The 17,194-nt window shown below is 74.1% G+C and carries 15 protein-coding genes and 1 riboswitch; of the genes, 6 read left to right on the top strand and 9 right to left on the bottom strand.

The features are described from left to right. The first annotated feature begins 15 nt into the window (after positions 1-15). A complete protein-coding gene (locus O7546_RS06070; RefSeq protein ID WP_194802946.1) occupies positions 16-519 on the top strand; it encodes a GNAT family N-acetyltransferase in 504 nt (167 codons plus the stop codon). Beyond that, positions 516-1,376, top strand: coding sequence for an SAM-dependent chlorinase/fluorinase (locus tag O7546_RS06065; RefSeq protein WP_281600586.1), 861 nt, complete (start codon positions 516-518; stop codon positions 1,374-1,376). Before O7546_RS06070 ends, O7546_RS06065 begins: the two co-directional genes overlap by 4 nt. Before the next feature lie 129 nt (positions 1,377-1,505). On the opposite strand, the gene O7546_RS06060 is transcribed toward O7546_RS06065, so the two are convergent. Further along, positions 1,506-2,756 carry a hypothetical protein gene (locus O7546_RS06060; RefSeq protein ID WP_269696322.1) on the bottom strand — a complete coding sequence of 417 codons (1,251 nt, stop codon included), beginning with the start codon at positions 2,754-2,756 and terminating at the stop codon, positions 1,506-1,508. Positions 2,757-2,865: 109 nt separating this feature from the next. On the opposite strand from O7546_RS06060, the gene O7546_RS06055 reads away from it, so the two are divergent. Both O7546_RS06055 and O7546_RS06050 read left to right on the top strand, forming a co-directional pair. Further along, positions 2,866-3,687 (top strand): DNA-formamidopyrimidine glycosylase family protein, encoded by an 822-nt coding sequence (locus O7546_RS06055; RefSeq protein ID WP_281600585.1) that lies wholly within the window; start codon positions 2,866-2,868, stop codon positions 3,685-3,687. A 130-nt stretch (positions 3,688-3,817) separates the two neighbouring features. Further along, positions 3,818-7,465 (top strand): fibronectin type III domain-containing protein, encoded by a 3,648-nt coding sequence (locus tag O7546_RS06050; protein ID WP_194802943.1) that lies wholly within the window; start codon positions 3,818-3,820, stop codon positions 7,463-7,465. A 127-nt stretch (positions 7,466-7,592) separates the two neighbouring features. On the opposite strand, the gene O7546_RS06045 is transcribed toward O7546_RS06050, so the two are convergent. The 7 genes from O7546_RS06045 to O7546_RS06015 all read right to left on the bottom strand — a co-directional run bounded on the left by O7546_RS06045 (position 7,593) and on the right by O7546_RS06015 (position 13,720). Next, positions 7,593-8,354, bottom strand: a complete 762-nt coding sequence (locus O7546_RS06045) for a hypothetical protein (protein ID WP_194799817.1) — start codon at positions 8,352-8,354, stop codon at positions 7,593-7,595. A gap of 16 nt (positions 8,355-8,370) precedes the next feature. After that, positions 8,371-9,222: a PspA/IM30 family protein gene (locus tag O7546_RS06040; protein WP_091419792.1), complete on the bottom strand. Its 852-nt coding sequence runs from the start codon at positions 9,220-9,222 to the stop codon at positions 8,371-8,373. Between the two features lie 127 nt (positions 9,223-9,349). Next, positions 9,350-9,790 (bottom strand): helix-turn-helix transcriptional regulator, encoded by a 441-nt coding sequence (locus O7546_RS06035; protein ID WP_194799816.1) that lies wholly within the window; start codon positions 9,788-9,790, stop codon positions 9,350-9,352. A 210-nt stretch (positions 9,791-10,000) separates the two neighbouring features. Further along, positions 10,001-10,543: a CinA family protein gene (locus O7546_RS06030; protein ID WP_194799815.1), complete on the bottom strand. Its 543-nt coding sequence runs from the start codon at positions 10,541-10,543 to the stop codon at positions 10,001-10,003. A 71-nt stretch (positions 10,544-10,614) separates the two neighbouring features. Then, on the bottom strand, positions 10,615-11,196 hold the full coding sequence (gene pgsA / locus O7546_RS06025; protein ID WP_194799814.1) for a CDP-diacylglycerol--glycerol-3-phosphate 3-phosphatidyltransferase: 582 nt from the start codon (positions 11,194-11,196) through the stop codon (positions 10,615-10,617). Between the two features lie 47 nt (positions 11,197-11,243). After that, the gene (gene rimO / locus O7546_RS06020; protein ID WP_194799813.1) at positions 11,244-12,746 is read right to left on the bottom strand and encodes a 30S ribosomal protein S12 methylthiotransferase RimO; all 1,503 of its coding nucleotides are present in this window, start codon (positions 12,744-12,746) and stop codon (positions 11,244-11,246) included. Between the two features lie 50 nt (positions 12,747-12,796). Next, entirely contained in the window at positions 12,797-13,720 is a 924-nt protein-coding gene (locus O7546_RS06015) for an ornithine cyclodeaminase family protein (protein WP_194799843.1), read from the bottom strand. A gap of 96 nt (positions 13,721-13,816) precedes the next feature. Further along, positions 13,817-13,882, top strand: a riboswitch (guanidine-III (ykkC-III) riboswitch). Positions 13,883-13,941: 59 nt separating this feature from the next. Here O7546_RS06015 and O7546_RS06010 point away from each other — a divergent pair. Next, complete coding sequence (locus tag O7546_RS06010) at positions 13,942-14,256, top strand: multidrug efflux SMR transporter (protein ID WP_194799812.1); 315 nt, start codon at positions 13,942-13,944, stop codon at positions 14,254-14,256. A gap of 84 nt (positions 14,257-14,340) precedes the next feature. Then, positions 14,341-14,586, top strand: coding sequence for a hypothetical protein (locus tag O7546_RS06005; RefSeq protein ID WP_194799811.1), 246 nt, complete (start codon positions 14,341-14,343; stop codon positions 14,584-14,586). Between the two features lie 63 nt (positions 14,587-14,649). Here the strand turns inward: O7546_RS06005 and O7546_RS06000 are convergent, their stop codons facing one another. After that, the gene (locus O7546_RS06000; RefSeq protein ID WP_269696319.1) at positions 14,650-17,106 is read right to left on the bottom strand and encodes a DNA translocase FtsK; all 2,457 of its coding nucleotides are present in this window, start codon (positions 17,104-17,106) and stop codon (positions 14,650-14,652) included. Positions 17,107-17,194: the final 88 nt, after the last annotated feature.

Below are 17,194 nucleotides of genomic sequence, written 5' to 3'. Positions count from 1 at the left end.
ACGTAGGGTGTGCCGGTGGCCTCGATCCGGGTACGAAAGGCGCGCGACGAGGACCGCGCGGCGCTGGCGACGTTGCACGAGCGGGAGTGGGGCGGGCCGATCGTGGTGGTCCACGACACCCGCTACGACCTGAGTGACCTGCCCACGCTGGTGGCGGTCGACGACAGCGGCGGGTTCGCCGGGGCGCTGGCGTACCGGGTCGACGCCGATGGGCTGGAGGTGGTGAGCCTGGCCGCGTCGGCACCGGGCAACGGCGCGGGCACCGCCCTGCTGGCCGCCGCCGACGAGGCGGCCCGGGCGGCCGGGGCGGACCGGATCTGGCTGGTCACCACCAACGACAACCTGGGTGCGCTGCGCTTCTACCAGCGCCGAGGGCTGCGCATCGTCGCGGTGGACGCGGGCGCGGTGGACCGGGCCCGCGCCGTCAAGCCGACCATCCCGCAGATCGGTGTGGACGGGATCCCGCTGCACGACGAGCTGCGCCTGAGCCGGCACCTGACCGTGGCGGACCAGCGATGAGCGGCCCGGACGAACGCGCCCCGGCCGCCGCCGGCCAGGACCGCGCGGCACCGGACGGCACGCGGCCGGCGGCCGGCAGTCCGCTCTGTGTCTCGCTGACCACCGACTACGGGCTCTTCGACGGGTTCGTGGCGGCGTGCCACGGAGTGCTGGCCCGGCTCGCCCCGACCGTCCGGGTGATCGACGTGACGCACCTGATCCCGCCGGCCGACGTACGCCGGGGCGCGGCGGTACTCGCGCAGACGGTGCCGTACCTGCCGTGGGGCGTGCACGTGGCGGTGGTCGACCCGGGTGTCGGCACGACGCGGCGCGGGATCGCGCTCGCCGCGCCCGGCGGGCTGCTCGTCGGGCCCGACAACGGCTTGCTGATCCCGGCCGCGGAGGCGCTCGGCGGGGTGACCGAGGCGGTGGAGCTGACCAACCCGGACTGGCTCGGCCCGGTCGTCTCCCGCACGTTCCACGGGCGGGACGTGTTCGCGCCGGTGGCCGCCCGGCTGGCACTCGGCGCACCACTGGCCGAGGCGGGACCGGCGGTGGACCCGGGCACGCTGGTCCGGCTGCCGGAGCCGGTGGTACGCGCCGAGCCCGGCGGCCTCACCGCCGAGGTGCTGACAGTCGACCACTTCGGCAACGTCCAGCTCGCCGCGCCGGGCACGCTGCTCGACGGCCTGCCGTCCCGGGTCCTGGTTAACGGCCACGAGGCGGTCCACGGCCGCACCTTCGGCGACGCCGAACCCGGCACCCTGGTGGTCCACGTCGACTCGGCCGGCCTGGTGGCCGTAGCGGTCAACACCGGCCGAGCCGCCGACACCCTCACCGCCACCCCAGGCGCCCTGGTAGCCATCACCCACCCCTGACCGCTCTCCTCCCTCCCCGACCGCCTCCGCCCCCGCGATCTTGCAGTTGGTGCCCCGGCATAAGGAACAAATGCCCCCAGCGCAGGGCCGAAACTGCAAGATCGCGGAGGAGAGGCGAGGGAGGGAGGGTCAGCAGCGGGGGACTGTGCCGCCGTAGATCGAGGACAGGTACGCGTGGCTGACGTAGTTGCCGCCCACCAGGCGGTACCACCTCGTCGTCGTGCGGTACGTGCCGACGATCCGCTGCCCGGTCACGTAGCACTGCACCGGCACGTGGGCGTACGTGGCGGCCAGCCCTCGGCTCGCGTACGAGGTGCTCGCCCCGGCGCGCAGGTTCAGCGGCCCGGAACCGACCACGGCCCGAGCCCCGCCGCCGGTCCACAACAGCGTCACGTCCACCCACGCGTTGTCGGTGAGCCGCAGCCCGTCCCAGAACGTCCCGTCGGCCAGGTCCAGCCCGGCCGGGTTGCGGACGGTACGGCCGAACTGGTCGCGCCCGCCGTTGTAGCCGTTCTGGTACGCCGCCTGCGCCTCCGGCAACCCGCGCGGCAGGTCCTTCCAGTTCTCCCGGACCGACGCCGGGTTCCACCAGTCGTCGCGGGTGTTCCACGGGCCGACGTCCCAGACCGGGGCGTACTCGCAGCGGCTGCCGCTCGTCGTGCAGACCTTGACCGTGTAGTCGCCGGTGTTTCGCGGGGACAGGCCGCGCCGGGTGGGCAGCGCCGCGAAGTGGTCCCGGGTACGCACCGTGTGCCCGTTGGCGGTGATGCCGCCGACCAGGCCGATCCGGGTCGCGTACACCCGGTACTTGAGCGCGGCGGCCGGCTGGACCGCCGTGGTGGCGACCGAGTCGGCGGCGAGCGTCAGCCCGGTGACGGTGGCCTCCGACGCGGAGTCGCTGGTGGTCAGCACCAGGCGCGCCTGGACCCGGCTGACCGGCTGGTCGAACACCGCCTCGGTGGCGTCGCGCCACTCGGTCCAACCGCGGGCACGCCAGCCGCGTACCTGGGCCATCGCCGTACCCCCGTCGCCGGTGCGGGCGGCGAGCTGTGCGCGTACCCGGGTCGCGGGCCGGTCCAGGGCGCGCGGCGCGGAGAGCAGGATGCCCTCGGCGACCGGTCCGGCGACGGCGGCCGGGCGGGTGCGGGCGGTGGGCCGTGGGTCGGCCAGCCGCAGGCGGCCGGACCGCCAGGCGACGTTGACGTCGTCGCCGCCGGCGACGGCGAGGTCGACGGACCAGCGTTCGGGGCCGGGCGCGGTGGTGCGGGACGGTACGGCGGCAGGTGGGAGCGCGGCCGGCGCGGGCGTGCCGGGCAGTCCGGCGGCCACGGTGAGCAGGGCGGTCAGGGCGACGACGGTACGACGTCGTAGATGTGCCATCAGCATTCTCCTCAGAACCCCCTGATCGTTGCGTTTCCGCAGATCAAGTGGAACCTCAGTACAAATAGCGACACATGCGAATTCTGCTCGGCCGGGGGACAATGGCCGGGTGCCCGAAGGCGACACCGTCTGGAACACCGCGCGCGTCCTGCAACGCGCGCTGGCCGGGGCCCGGCTCACCGGGTCCGACTTCCGCGTGCCCCAGCTCGCCACCACCGACCTGACCGGCTGGACCGTGCGCGAGTCGGCGAGCCGGGGCAAGCACCTGCTGCTGCGCCTGACCGGCATCGACGCCGAGCCGTGGACGCTGCACTCGCACCTGCGGATGGACGGTGCCTGGCGGGCGTACGCCCCGGGTGAGCGCTGGAGCGGTCGGCCGGCACACCTGATCCGGGTGGTGCTGCACTCTCCCGCCGCTGTCGCCGTCGGCTACCACCTGCACGAGCTGGCGCTGGTGCCGACGGCCGAGGAGGAGTCGCTCGTCGGCCACCTCGGCCCGGACCTGCTCGGGCCGGACTGGGACACCGACGAGGCGGTCCGCCGGCTCGCGGCCGACCCGGACCGCACCATCGGTGAGGCGCTGCTCGACCAGCGCAACCTGGCCGGGGTGGGCAACCTCTACAAGTGCGAGGTGCTGTTCCTGCGCGGCGTGTCGCCGTGGACGCCGGTCGGCGCGGTGCCGGACCTACCAGGCACCGTCGCACTGGCCCAGCGGCTGCTCGCGGCCAACCGTGGCCGCTGGACGCAGAGCACCACCGGCGTGCTGCACCGGGGTGGCACCAGCTACGTGTACGGCCGCCGGGCCCAGCCGTGCCGCCGCTGCGGGACCGCCGTCCGCAAGGAGGAACTGGGCGAACGGGTCACCTACTGGTGCCCCGCCTGCCAGCCAGACGTGGAACTTCCACGAAACGCCCAAGATCGGCCGAGATAGGGACGATTGGGTACTTCCGCCTCACCCCTGTGACGTCGCATGCTGCGGTGGACCGCTCACGGATCGTCAGCAGCGCGTACGCCCGCCACGCCGGGGTGTCGGCCGGCGCGCCCCGACCCCGGGGAGAGCCATGGTGCTGTTCCGCCGCAGCCGGCCCGGACGCCCGGACCGCGCCGCCGTCGTCGCCGTCGAGACCGCGCCCACCGGTGACCCGACGCCGGCCGGTTCCGTCGCGCCCGCCGTTCCGGCCGCCCGGGACGGCGACGACGAGCAAGGTCGGGCGCCTGCGAGCCTGGACCCGACCGCCGTCCCGCGCCTGTTCGGCCCGGTGCCGAACACCGCCGCCAGCCCGCTGCCCACGCTCGACCCGGACGGCCGCCCGGTACCCGGCACCGGCATCCGCAAGTTCGTCGACCCGCTGCCGCTACCAGGGCAGCCGGCCACCGCCGGGCTCGGCGCCCGCCTGCCGGTCGCCGTCCCGGACACCATCACCTGGCCGGGCTGCGACTACTACGAGATCGGCCTCCAGGAGTACGCGCAGCGCCTGCACCGCGACCTGCCGGCCACCCGGCTGCGCGGCTACCGGCAGCTCAATCTGGGCACCGACGCCTCCGGCCACAACACGGTCAACCCACCCGACCGTCCCTGGCACCTCGGCCCGATGATCGTGGCCCGGCGGGGCCGCCCGGTCCGGATCAAGTTCATCAACCAGCTCCCCACCGGACGGGCCGGCGAGCTGTTCCTGCCTGTCGACGAGACTGTCGACGGCGCCGGGGCCGGGCCGCTCGACGGCCCCGCGCCGTACCCGCAGAACCGCGCCGTGCCGCACCTGTCCGGCGCGCAGACCGGGTGGATAAGCGCCGGCAACCCGTGGCAGTGGGTCACCCCGGCCGGCGAGATCACCCCGTACCCGACGGGTGCCTGTGTGACGCCGGTGCCGGACATGCCGCCGCCCGGCGCGGGCGCCACCACGCTGTACTTCCCGAACGACCAGAGCGGCCGGCTCATGTGGCTGCACGACAACACGCTCGGCCTGTCCCGGCTCACCGTCTACTCCGGGCAGATCGCGCTCTACCTGCTCACCGACCCGGCCGAGGAACGGCTCGTCGACGACGGCGTGCTCCCCGCCGACCAGCTCCCGCTGGTGATCGAGGACAAGACGTTCGTCCCCGACGACGCGCAGCTCGCCGCCCAGGACCCCACCTGGGACCGGGACCGCTGGGGCGCCAAGGGCAGCCTCTGGCACCCGCACGTCTACCAGCCGCGGCAGAACCCGTACCGGCTCACCGGCACCAACCCGACCGGCCGCTGGGACTACGGGCCGTGGACCCACGACCCGGACGGCGGCGCCAGCCCGTGGGTCGCCCCGGTGCCGAACCCGCACCACGACCCCGACACCGACCCGGACGAGCCGCCGCTGGTACCGGGCGTGCCGCACCCGTCGGCGGTCCCCGACGCGTACGGGGACACCCCGCTCGTCAACGGCGTGGCCTACCCGTACCTGGAGGTCGCGCCGCGGGCGTACCGGTTCCGGATTCTCAACGCCTGCGCGGACCGCGCGCTCAACCTCCAGCTCTACCGGGCCGCCTCGGACGCGCCGATGTGGGACGAGGACGGCAGCCAGGCCGACCCGGGCGCCGGTGAGGTGCCGATGGTCGAGGCGGTACGCGCCCCCGGACGGCCCGCGTACTGGCCGGCGGACGGGCGCGACGGCGGCGTGCCCGACCCGGCCGCCGCCGGACCCGAGATGATCCAGATCGGCAACGAGGGCGGCCTGCTCCCCGCGCCTGTGGTGCTGACCAACCGGCCGGTGGACTACCGGTACGACAGGCAGGACCCCACGGTGCTCAACGTGGACGGGCACGCGCTGCTGCTCGCCCCCGGCGAACGGGCCGACGTGGTGGTGGACTTCTCCACAGTGCCGCCCGGCAGCACGCTCATCCTCTACAACGACTGCCCCGCGCCGCTGCCCCGGTTCGACCCGCGCTACGACCACCACACCGGCGCGCCCGACCGGACCGCCGCCGGGGGTCTGCCGCCCACCCGACCCGGGTACGGCCCGAACACCCGCACGCTGCTCCAGATCCGGGTCACCGGCACCCCCGCGCAGCCGTACGACACCCGGCGGCTGGCCGACCGGTTGCCCGGGGCGTACGCCCGCAGCCAGCCGCCGCCGATCGTGCCGCAACCCGCGTACGACACCGCTATCGGCACCACCACCCCGCGCCCGACGCTCGTCGCCGCGCGGGCCACCTCGGTCACGTTCACCCCGGCGGGCGCGACCGCCCCGGTCACGTTGCCGCTGGCGGTGAAGTCGGTCGGGCAGGTGTTCGAGGCCCGGCACGGCCGCGCGGTGGGACGGCTCGGCGTCGGCCACCCGGTCGCCGGACCACTCGCCCCGGCGACCCTGCCGCTGGGCCCGGCCGACCCGGCCACCGAGGTGCTGCACGCCACCGACCCGGCGGTGGCGGTCGGCGCGCCCGGCGACGGCACGCAGCTCTGGCGGATCGTCGGCGACGCCCCGCGTACCCATCCCGTCCACATCGAGGGCTGCGACGTACAGCTCGTCAACCGGGTCGGCTGGGACGGCACGGTCCGCCCGCCCGACCCGGGCGAGCTGGGCTGGAAGGACACCGTCCGGGTCAACCCACGGGAGGACGTCGTGGTGGCGCTGCGTCCCGTCCCACCAGCCCTGCCGTTCAAGATCGGCGACAGCGTACGGCTGCTCGACCCCACCCGCCCGGCCGGCGCACGGCTGGACGCCGGCCCGGTCAGCCCGGTCGACGGCCGCCCCGCTGTCGTGGTCAACCAGCTGGTCAACCTCGGCTGGGAGTACCGCTGGCAGACCCGCTCGGCCGGACTGCGCGACCAGGGCATGAGCCGCCCGCTGGTGGTGCGCGTGGCACCGAAGGCGCCGACCGGGCTCACCGCCACCCCGGCACCGGGCAGCGCCACCGCGCTCCCCGCCATCGCGCTGACCTGGACCGGCAACGGCAGCCGGCCCGTACCCACCAGCCACCGGCTGCAACGCGCCACCGACAGCACCTTCACCACCGGCCTGACCGAGATCACGGTGGCGGCCACCGCCACCCGGTACACGGACGCCACAGTCACCCCCGGCGTCACCTACCACTACCGGATCCGCGCCGAGAACGCGGTGAGCTGCTCGTCCTGGTCCAACGCGGTACCGGCGGCGGTGCACCTGTCCGCGCCGACCCGGGTGACAGCGGTGCTGCCGCCGACCGGGCCGCTGCGGGTGGCGCTGCGCTGGGCCAACCACTCCTTCGCGACAGGGGTGGACGTGCAGCGGGCCACGAACCCGACGTTCACCAGCGGTCCGGGCACCACGGCCATCGCCGTGGGCGAGTCCCACGTGGACCCAGCGGTCGCGCCGGACACCACGTACTACTACCGGGTACGCACGACGTACCTGGGTGCCGCCTCACCCTGGTCGACTGTGGCGACGGTGACCACACCGGCCCGGCCGGTCGCCCCGACCGCTGTGAGCGTCACCGCGAGCGTGTCCGGGCCGGACACCGCCAGCGTGACGGTGACCTGGTCGGCGCCGACGCCGGCCGGACCGGGCGCCGGGTTCGTCGTGCAGCGCGCCACCGACGCCGCCTTCACCCGCGAACCGGCGACGTTCCACGTGACCGGCCGAGGCTTCACCAACACCGGCCTCGCGCGAGGAGTGACCTACCACTACCGGGTACGCGCGACGAACGTCGTAGGCACATCCCCCTGGACCCCCTCCACACGCACCACAACCCCCACCTGACCCCGCCCCCTCTCCCCCGCGCCACCGCAGGGTTGATCATGAAGTTGGCGGCCGAAATGGAGATCGAAAATGCCGTCAACCTCATGATCGACCGCGCTGGTCGGGCGCGCCGGGCGGGGAGGGACTGTCAGGGGGCGCGGAGCGGGGTGCGCAGTTCGGCCAGGGCGGAGGCTACGCCGTGCAGCAGGTCGGTGGCCTCGGTCAGGCGCGCGGCGGACGGGTGCTCGGTGTTCGGGCGCGCGTCCTCGGCCACGTAACCGGCGGCGGCCACCACCAGCCGCTCGTACGCGGCCACCCCGTCCTCCAACTGGGCCACCAGCGTGGCGTGCACCTCGTTCAGCGTGCTCTGCGGGGTCAGCTTCGCCGCGCGTTCCACGCCCGCCACCCGGTTCGCCAGCTCACGCAGGGACCGGTCGGCCTCGGCCGCCTCCCGGACCGCCGGCTCGGCCAGCCCGGTCAGCCGTCCGGCCAGCCCGGCCAGGGTGAGCGCGGCCCGGTCCAGCCGGGCCCACGGCTCGGCCGCGGCGGTGCCGCGCAGCGCGAGGCGGGAGCGGACCCGGCGTACCTCCGCCACGACGCCCGGCCCGACTGGGAGCCGTTCGACGGCGGCGACCAGCCGGGCGCGGGAGCGGGCCGCGGCCTCGGCCGGATCCAGGGCGGGCGGTGGCGGCACGGCGGCCAGCGCCCGGTGGTCGACCCAGCGCCAGGCGGCCACCGCGATCGCGCTGCCCGCGGCGCCGGCCCAGGCCGCATCCGCCAGACCCAGTCCGGCGTACGGAGTCAGCACCGCGGCGGCGCCGCCGAGCCCTCCCGCCAGTACGCTCCACCGCCGCGCCGAGTTGCGTAGCCGGCGCAGCCTGCGGAAGTGCCGGGCCCGTTCGTCCGCCATCGTGTCCGCCCCTCCGTCAGCCGGTAGTGGTCTCCCCGGTGCCACGCTCCCGGCTCATGCTGGCTCGGATCTCGTCGAGCCGGGCGGCGGCGGCCGGGTCGGCCGGCTGCCCCACGGCGGGGGTCTCGGACCGGCTGCCGAGCTGCTCGCCGGCCATGCTCGACCGGATCTGTTCCAGTCTCGCCGATCCGGCCGAGTCGAGCGTGGCCTTCTGGATCTCCAGCATCCGGCCCTCGACCGAGTTGCCGGCCAGCTCGGCGCGGCCCATGGCGGTGGCGTAGCGGCGTTCGATCCGGTCGCGTACCTCGTCCAGCGAAGGGGTGTTTGCGGGCGCGGTGAGCGACGACATCGACTCCAGCGAGCGGGCCACACTCTCCTGCATCTTGGCCTGCTCCAGCTGGCTGAGCAGCTTGGTGCGCTCGGCCAGCTTCTGCTGGAGGATCATCGAGTTGTTCTCGACCGCCTTGCGGGCCTGCGCCGCCGCGCCGAGCGCCTGGTCGTGCAGGGTCTTGAGGTCCTCCAGCGCCTGTTCGGCGGAGACCAGCTGGGTGGCAAGCATCTGGGCGGTCTGCTCGTAGCGCCCGGCCTCGGTCTCGTCGCCCCGGCCCCGGGCCTGGTCGGCCACTGCGAGCGCCTGCCGAGCGTTGCCCTGGAGCTGTTCCACCTCGGTCATCTGCCGGGACAGCTTCATCTCCAGCTGGCGCTGGTTGCCGATCACCGCGGCCGCCTGCTGCACCAGCGCCTGGTGCTGGCGCTGTGCCTCCTCGACGGCCTGCTGGATCTGCACCTTGGGATCGGCGTGCTCGTCGATCTTCGCGCCGAAGAGCGCCATCAGGTACTTCCAACCCTTGACGAACGGGTTAGCCATCTCCGCCTCGTCCCCTCAGTAGCGTCGCGCCTACATCGTCCCAGCCGGACGCCACTCCGGCACCCGTACGCTCCTGATCAACAGTACGACGCGAACGCCAGCACTGCCCACGACGTGACAGCCGGGGTCAGGCGGCGCAGACCACATCCCGCTCGGCGGGGCGTACGCGGGTGCTGCGCAGCGTGGCCTTGAGGGGCGAGTCCTGCCGGACCTGGACGGCGACGCCGCCGTCGGAGGTGACCTGCCGGACACTCCTGTTTGTCGCCTTGCGGACGGCGGCCGGCGTCACCGGGGCCGGCTCGTCGGCCACCGGAACCAGCACGCCGGGCATCTGCTCGGCGAGGGCGACGGTGTCGCTCACCTCGCGGAGCAGCTCGGACAGGCGGGCGCCGAGCGCGTCGCAGATCGCGGCCAGCAGTTCGCTGGAGGGTTCCTTCTGGCCGCGTTCGATCTCGGAGAGGTAGCCGAGGCTGACGTTGGCGGCGGAGGAGACCTCGCGGAGGGTGCGGTGCTGCCCTTGCCTGCGTGCTCGCAGCGCGTCACCGATCACCCGGCGTAGCAGGACCATCGCACCTCCCCCTGAACGGGACCACCATCTCCGGCCGGAACGCGTCGCGCCGGACGCGGTGGACCGCTCCGGCGCCGACGGTGACCGCCGGAGCCTTCCCGCAACCGTACCCGTTGGTCGCCACGACGACATCCCACCCCGCCTCTGAAAATCCGGGCGGATCGACAGGTCCGGCGATCCCGCCGCCGGGCGTGTCGGCGCCGCGCGGGCTCACCGGCGGCCGGCCCCCGCCGCCTCGGTGGCGGCGTCGGCGGGGAGCTGGATGCGGTCGGCGAGCAGCCGCAGCGCCTCGATCACCGCGGCCGAGCGGATGTGGTCGCGGCCGCCCTCGAGGTCGAGCCGGCGCACCTCGGTGCCGTCCGGTCCGGCGACCGCCACGTAGACCAGGCCGACCGGCTTGTCGTCCTGCGGTTCCGGACCGGCCACGCCGGTGGTGGCCAGGCCCCAGTCAGCGCCGCAGCGCTGCCGTCCGCCCTCGGCCAGTGCCGCCGCCACGTCCGGGTCGACCGGGCCGCGGTCGGCGAGCAGGTCCTCCGGTACGCCGGCGAGCGTCGCCTTGAGTTCGGTGGCGTAGACCACCATGCCGCCCCGGTAGATCGAGCTGACCCCGGCGATCTCCACGATCGCGGCGGCGAGCAGGCCGCCGGTCAGCGACTCGACGGTGGCCAGCGTCTCGCCGCACTCGTGCAGGCGGTGCACCACGGCGGCCGCCGGGCTGCCGGCGGGCCGCTGGTTACTCGCGTCGGTGTCCATGCCCGCCCCCATTTCCCGCCCCACGCCGGCTTACTCGTCCGCCGCCCGGACCGACGGGCCCGCCGACCGGCTCAACGGGCCGGGCGGCGCAGCCGCAACGCCTGGGCGATGTAGTCGAACCCGGTGACCACGGTGACCACCACGGCCGCGCCCATGATCCACGGGCCGACCGCGGCGAGCGCCTCCGGCATCGGCCAGAGGTACCAGGTGATGGCCAGGATCTGCAGCGCCGTCTTGACCTTGCCGCCCCGGCTGGCCGCGATCACTCCGTGCCGGATCACCCAGAAGCGCAGCCCGGTGATGCCCAGTTCGCGGGCCAGGATCACCACCGTCACCCACCAGGGCAGCAGGTCGTAGACGGAGAGCAGCAGCAGGGCGGCGCCGGTGAGCGCCTTGTCGGCGATCGGGTCGGCGACCTTGCCCAGCGAGGTGACCAGTTCGTACCGGCGGGCGATCCAGCCGTCGACCAGGTCGGTCGCGGAGGCCACCACGAAGATCAGGCAGGCCGTCATCCGCCAGCCCGCGTGGCTCATGCCGGAGGCGATCACGGTGGCCACGAAGACCGGCACCAGCATCAGGCGCGCGCCGGTGAGCACGTTCGCCGCGTTGAGCAGCGGTACGGGGGCAGCGGCCGTCGACTCCGCTCCCGTCATGTCCCGCATCGCCCCACGTGGCTTCCCCGCTCCATCAGGGCCCGCCGTCACCGTACCGCGCCGGGCGCCGCCGAGATCATCTCATCCGGTACGGCTACCAGGTCCACGCCCTCGGTCGCCGTCACCGTGGCCCGGACCAGGTCACCGGGGCGCAGCGCGGCCAGATCGACGCCGCCGCCGACCGGCGCGACGAGCGTGGTCGAGCCGTCGACCTCGGGCGCCTGGTGGGCGGCCCGCCCCTCCACCGCGCCGTCGGCGATCGAGTCCACGAGCACCTCCACCGTCGCGCCGAGGCGTTCCTCGGCGCGCTGCGAGCAGAGTTCGTCGGCCAGCGCGCTGAGCCTGTCGTACCGCCGCTTGATCGTGGCGGCGGAGACCTTGCCGGTGAGTCCGGCGGCCTCGGTGCCGTCCTCGTCGCTGTAGTCGAACATGCCGATCGCGTCCAGCCGCGCCTCGGTCAGGAACCGGACCAGCTCGGCCACGTCCTGCTTCGTCTCGCCGGGGAAGCCGACGATGAAGTTGCTGCGCGCGCCCGCGTCCGGCGCCAGCGCGCGAGCGGAGGCGAGCAGTTCCAGGAACCGGTCGGTGGAGCCGAAGCGCCGCATCCGGCGCAGCACCGGCTCGCTGGAGTGCTGGAACGACAGGTCGAAGTAGGCGGCCACGCCCGGCGTGGTGGCGATCACCTCGACCAGGCCGGGCCGGGTCTCGGCGGGCTGGAGGTAGCTGGCGCGGACCCGCACGATCCCGTCGATCGCGGCGAGCTGCGGCAGCAGCTTCTCCAGCGCGCGCGGGTCGCCCAGGTCCTTGCCGTACGAGGTGGAGTTCTCACTGACCAGCACCAACTCGCGGACGCCGGTCTTGGCCAGCCACTCGGCCTCGGCGAGCAGCTCGTCCGGGGTACGCGAGACGAACGCGCCGCGGAACGCCGGGATGGCGCAGAACGCGCACCGCCGGTCGCAGCCGCTGGCGAGCTTCAGCGAGGCCACCGGGCCGGTGTCGAGCCGGTGCCGCAGCACCTGCCGCAGGTGGGCCGGGGTGTGCGCGTCGGTCTCCGGTGCGACCCGGGCCGGGGTGCCGTGCCCGGGCAGCGACACCGCCGCGTCGCGGCGCTTCACCGGGGTCAGCGGCAGCAGTTCCCGCCGGTCGCGGGGGGTGTGCGCGCCGATCGCCTCGCCGGCGAGCACCGAGTCGAGGCGGGCGGCGATGTCCGGGTAGTCGTCGAAGCTGAGCACGGCCTGCGCCTCGGGGAGACTGTCGGCCAGCTCACGGCCGTACCGCTCGGCCATACACCCGGCGGCGACGACCTTCGCGCCGGTGTCGGCGGCGGCCAGCAGCGTCTGGATCGAATCCTGCTTGGCCTTCTCGACGAACCCGCAGGTGTTCACCACCACCACGTCGGCGCCCTCGCCGTCGGTGGTGACCTGCCATCCGTCGGCGTGCAGCCGGGCGGCCAGCTCCTCCGAGTCGACCTCGTTGCGGGCACAGCCGAGGGTCAGCAGGGCGACGCGGCGCCCGTCGGATCGCGGGGTGGAGGAGGAGGCAGACACCATCCGAGGGTACCGGGCCGGTTCCGGTGCGCCGCGCACCCGTCCGGCCAGGGTCAGCGCGCGGACACGGCCACCCGGGCCAGCCGATCGAGGAGGAACACCTCCGTGCCGGCCAGGCCGGTGGAGCAGAAGACCGAGATCTGGTCCGCGGTGGTCCGGCCGGGAACCGCGCCGGCCAGCACCGCGCCCAGGTCGCGCAACCGCCCGGCGTACGGCTCGACGGCGGCGAGCATCGGCGGGACGTACGCGGCGGCCTGCCCGGGTGAGTCGGTGACCAGCAGGTCGGCGGCGTCGAGCAGGTCGGGGCCGAACTCGTGCCGGTCGACCTGCTTGAAGCCGACCGTGTTGACATGGGTGCCGGGGGCCAGGTCGGCGGCGTCGAGCACCGGGACGGTGCTGGTGGTGGCGAGCACCACGACGTCCCGGTCGCGTACCGCGGCGGCGGCCGAGCCGACGGCGCGGGCCGGCACGCCCAGCTCGGCGCGGACCCGCGCGGCGAACGCGTCCCGCCGGGCCGCCGAGCGGCTGTACACGGTCACCTCGCGCAGCGGCCGCACCGCCGCGGCGGCCCAGACCTGGGTCCACGCCTGCCGGCCGGACCCCACCACGCCGACTGTGGCGGCGTCCGCGCGGGCCAGCGCGTCCACCGCCACGCCACCGAGTCCTCCGGTACGCCGGGAGCCGAGTTCCTCGCCGACGGCGATGGCGCGTACCGCGCCGGTGCTCGCGTCGTGCAGCACGACGAGCTGACCGCTCTCCGGGTGGCCGAACGTGTCGTACGAGCGGAAGCCATACCACTGCCCGGTGAGGTGCCCGGCGGTGAGCACCATCCGGCCCCCGCCCAGCGGCGCGGACGCCCGGGGCGGGGCGATGAGCCGCCCGGCGTGCGCGGCCAGCAGCGCGTCCCGCATGGCCGCGACGGTGAGCGGGGCGTCCACGGCGGCCGCGACGTCGTCGTCGGAGAAGAGCAGGGTCATGTGTTCCATCGTGCAACCTGAAGTTGACGTCAACTCCACTCATGGTGGGCTTTCTCACCCCGCCGCCGGTCCGGCCCGCCCGGTGCTACCGTCGGCCACGACGGCCCGCGGGCCGTCCCGGACGAGTGGTGGGCGTACCCGGTCAGGCCAAGACGCCCCGTGTGACCCAACCGTCGCCCGGCCCGCTCCGCGCCGGGCCCGCCCGTCAGAGGTGATGTCCCGTGGCCTGGATCGTGCTGGTGATCTCCGGACTCCTGGAGACCGCGTGGGCGATCGCCCTTGATCGCAGCGCCGGTTTCACCCGTCCGCTCCCCTCCGCCGTCTTCGCCGTCACCCTGGTCGGCAGCATGGCCGGCCTGGCGTACGCGCTGCGCGACATCCCGGTCGGCACCGGCTACGCGGTGTGGGTCGGCATCGGTGCGGTGGGTACCGCGCTCGTCGGGATGCTCGCGCTCGGCGAGCCGGTCAACCTGCCGCGCGTGGCCTGCCTGCTGCTGGTGGTGGCCGGCGTGATCGGGCTGAAGCTGTTCAGCTGATCGCACGCATCCGGTTTGGACGATGCACCGCCCGGGGTACCCGGTCTCCCGTTGACCGACAGAGCGATCATCACGGAGGACCCCATGGCCGACATCCACGCCAGCGCCCGTCCGCGCAGCAACGCCGCCCGGATCTGCACGATCATCGCGTTCGTCTTCGCGGCCCTCGCGATCTTCCTGTCCCCGCTGATCTTCGGTGTCCTCGGCCTGATCCTCGGCATCGTCGGCGCCGTCCTCGGTGACAAGCCGCTGGGCTGGTACGCCGCCGCCGCGAGCGTGGTCGGCGCGATCATCGGCGCCGTGCTCGTCGCCGCGCTGCTCAACAACTGACCCGCGAACCGCCGACGGCGGCCCCACCCTCGGGTGGGGCCGCCGTCGTCCGTTGCGGGGCCGTCAGTCCTCGCCGCCGCGCAGGCCGGCCAGGACCTCCTCCAGCTCGTCCGGCTTGACCAGCACGTCGCGGGCCTTGGAGCCCTCGGACGGGCCGACCACGCCCCGGGTCTCCATCAGGTCCATCAGCCGGCCCGCCTTGGCGAAGCCGACCCGCAGCTTGCGCTGGAGCATCGAGGTCGACCCGAACTGCGAGGTGACCACCAACTCGACCGCCTGCACGAGCAGGTCCAGGTCGTCGCCGATGTCCTCGTCGATCTTCTTCTTGCTGTCCTGCGCCGGGGCGAGCACGTCCGGGCGGAACTCCGGCTCGCGCTGGTCCTTGCAGAACTTCACCACGTCGGCGATCTCGCGCTCGGTCACCCAGGCGCCCTGGATGCGCTGCGGCTTCGACGCGCCCATCGGCAGGAACAGGCCGTCGCCGCGGCCGAGCAGCTTCTCCGCGCCCGGCTGGTCCAGGATGACCCGGGAGTCGGCGAGCGAGGAGGTGGCGAACGCGAGCCGGGACGGCACGTTCGCCTTGATCAGACCGGTGACCACGTCCACCGAGGGCCGCTGGGTCGCCAGCACCAGGTGGATGCCGGCGGCCCGGGCGAGCTGGGTGATCCGGACGATGGAGTCCTCCACGTCGCGCGGCGCGACCATCATCAGGTCGGCCAACTCGTCCACGATCACCAGCAGGTACGGGTACGGCCGCATCTCCCGCTCGCTGCCCGGCGGCGCCTTGATCTCGCCGTTGCGCACCTTGCGGTTGAAGTCGTCGATGTGCCGGACCCCGTTGGCGGCGAGGTCGTCGTAGCGCATGTCCATCTCGCGGACGACCCACTCCAGCGAGTCGGCCGCCTTCTTCGGGTTGGTCACGATCGGCGTGACCAGGTGCGGGATGCCCTCGTAGCCGGTCATCTCGACCCGCTTCGGGTCGATCAGCAGCAGCCGCACCTCGTCCGGGGTGGCCCGGGTCAGGATGGAGACCAGCAGCGAGTTGAGGCAGGACGACTTGCCCGCGCCGGTGGCGCCCGCGATCAGGATGTGCGGCATCTTCGCGAGATTTGCCACCACGTAGCCGCCCTCGATGTCCTTGCCGAGCGCCACCACCATCGGATGGTGGTCGCTCGTCGCCTCGCGGGAGCGCAGCACGTCGCCGAGCGACACGTTCTCCGGGTCGGTGTTCGGGATCTCCACGCCGACCGCGCTCTTGCCCGGGATCGGGCTGAGGATGCGCACGTCCGGCGACTTCACCGCGTACGCGATGTTGCGGGACAGCTGGGTGATCCGCTCGACCTTGACGCCCGGACCCAGCTCCACCTCGTAGCGGGTGACCGTCGGGCCGCGGGTGAAGCCGGTGACGGCGGCGTCCACGTCGAACTGCTCGAAGACGCCGGTGAGCGCCGCGATCACCTCGTCGTTGGCCTTGCTGCGGCTCTTCGGCTTGGCGCCGCTGCCGAGCAGGTTCGCCGGCGGCAGCGTGTAGTCGCCGGCGAGCCCGGTCAGCGCGAGCTGCTCGGCGCGGGTGGGCAGCGGCGAGTGCTCCGGCGGCTCGACCGGCTTGCGGTTCGCCGGCACCTTGGGCGGCTTGCGCGGCAGGACCAGGGTCTCCTGGAGGTCGACGCCCGCCAGCTCGTCGTCCGGATCGAGCGGCTCCAACGGCGGCGGCATCCGCTTCGCGGGCCGCTTGCGGGCCGGCTTCGCCGGCGCCTCGTCCTCGGCGAACTCCTCGTCGACGTCCGCTCCGGCCGGGTCGGCGCGCAGGCCGAGCCGCTCCGGGATCTTGTTGATCGGCGTCGCGGTGACCACGAGCAGGCCGAACACCAGCAGCAGGAGCAGCAGCGGCATAGCCACCCAGGCGGTCACCGCCGACTTCAGCAGGTCGCCCACGCCCGCGCCGATCAGGCCGCCCGCGAAGTCGCGCTGGACCTCGTCGACCGGGTTCTGCCCGATGTGCAGCATCGCGGCGGTCGCCAGCATCATCGAACCCCAGCCGACCAGGCCGCGACCGCGGTGCTCAGGATCGGCCGGGGTCCGCATCAGCCGCCACGCGCCGACCATGAACAGCACCGGAAGGATTATCGAGATGGCACCGATGAACAGCCGTACGGTGTCGGCCAGGTGCCGGCCCACCGGCCCGGCGCCGCCGCCCCAGATGCCCACCGCGCTGAGGATGGCCAGGCCGAACAGCAGCAGCCCGGCGCCGTCGCGGCGGTGCTCCGGATCCAGCTCCCTCGTGGACGCGGCCTGCCGCCCGGCGGCCCGGAACGTCCAGCCGACCGTGTGGGCCAGTCCCATCCAGACGGCGCCGACCGCCCGGCCGACGAACGCGGCCGGGCTCGGCCCGGGAGCCGGTCGCCGCCGCGCCGGCTTCCGCGCCGCCGCCTTCTTCGCCGGTTGCCGGGCGCGGTTGTTCGTGGTGCCACGCGGCGACGCGCCGCGCCGCCGGCTCGCCTGAGAGGTACGGCCCGCCATAGAGTCACGGTAACGGCGGCACCCGGTGGATCGCCGCTTTTCCGGGTCGTGTCCGCGCGTCGCAGCACGGGTCGGACCGTCGTTTGTG

The organism is Micromonospora sp. WMMA1976 (assembly GCF_027497335.1).
Taxonomy (GTDB): domain Bacteria; phylum Actinomycetota; class Actinomycetes; order Mycobacteriales; family Micromonosporaceae; genus Micromonospora; species Micromonospora aurantiaca.
Note: the sequence above shows the minus strand (reverse complement) of the source record. Positions and strands in the feature narration are given on the sequence as shown.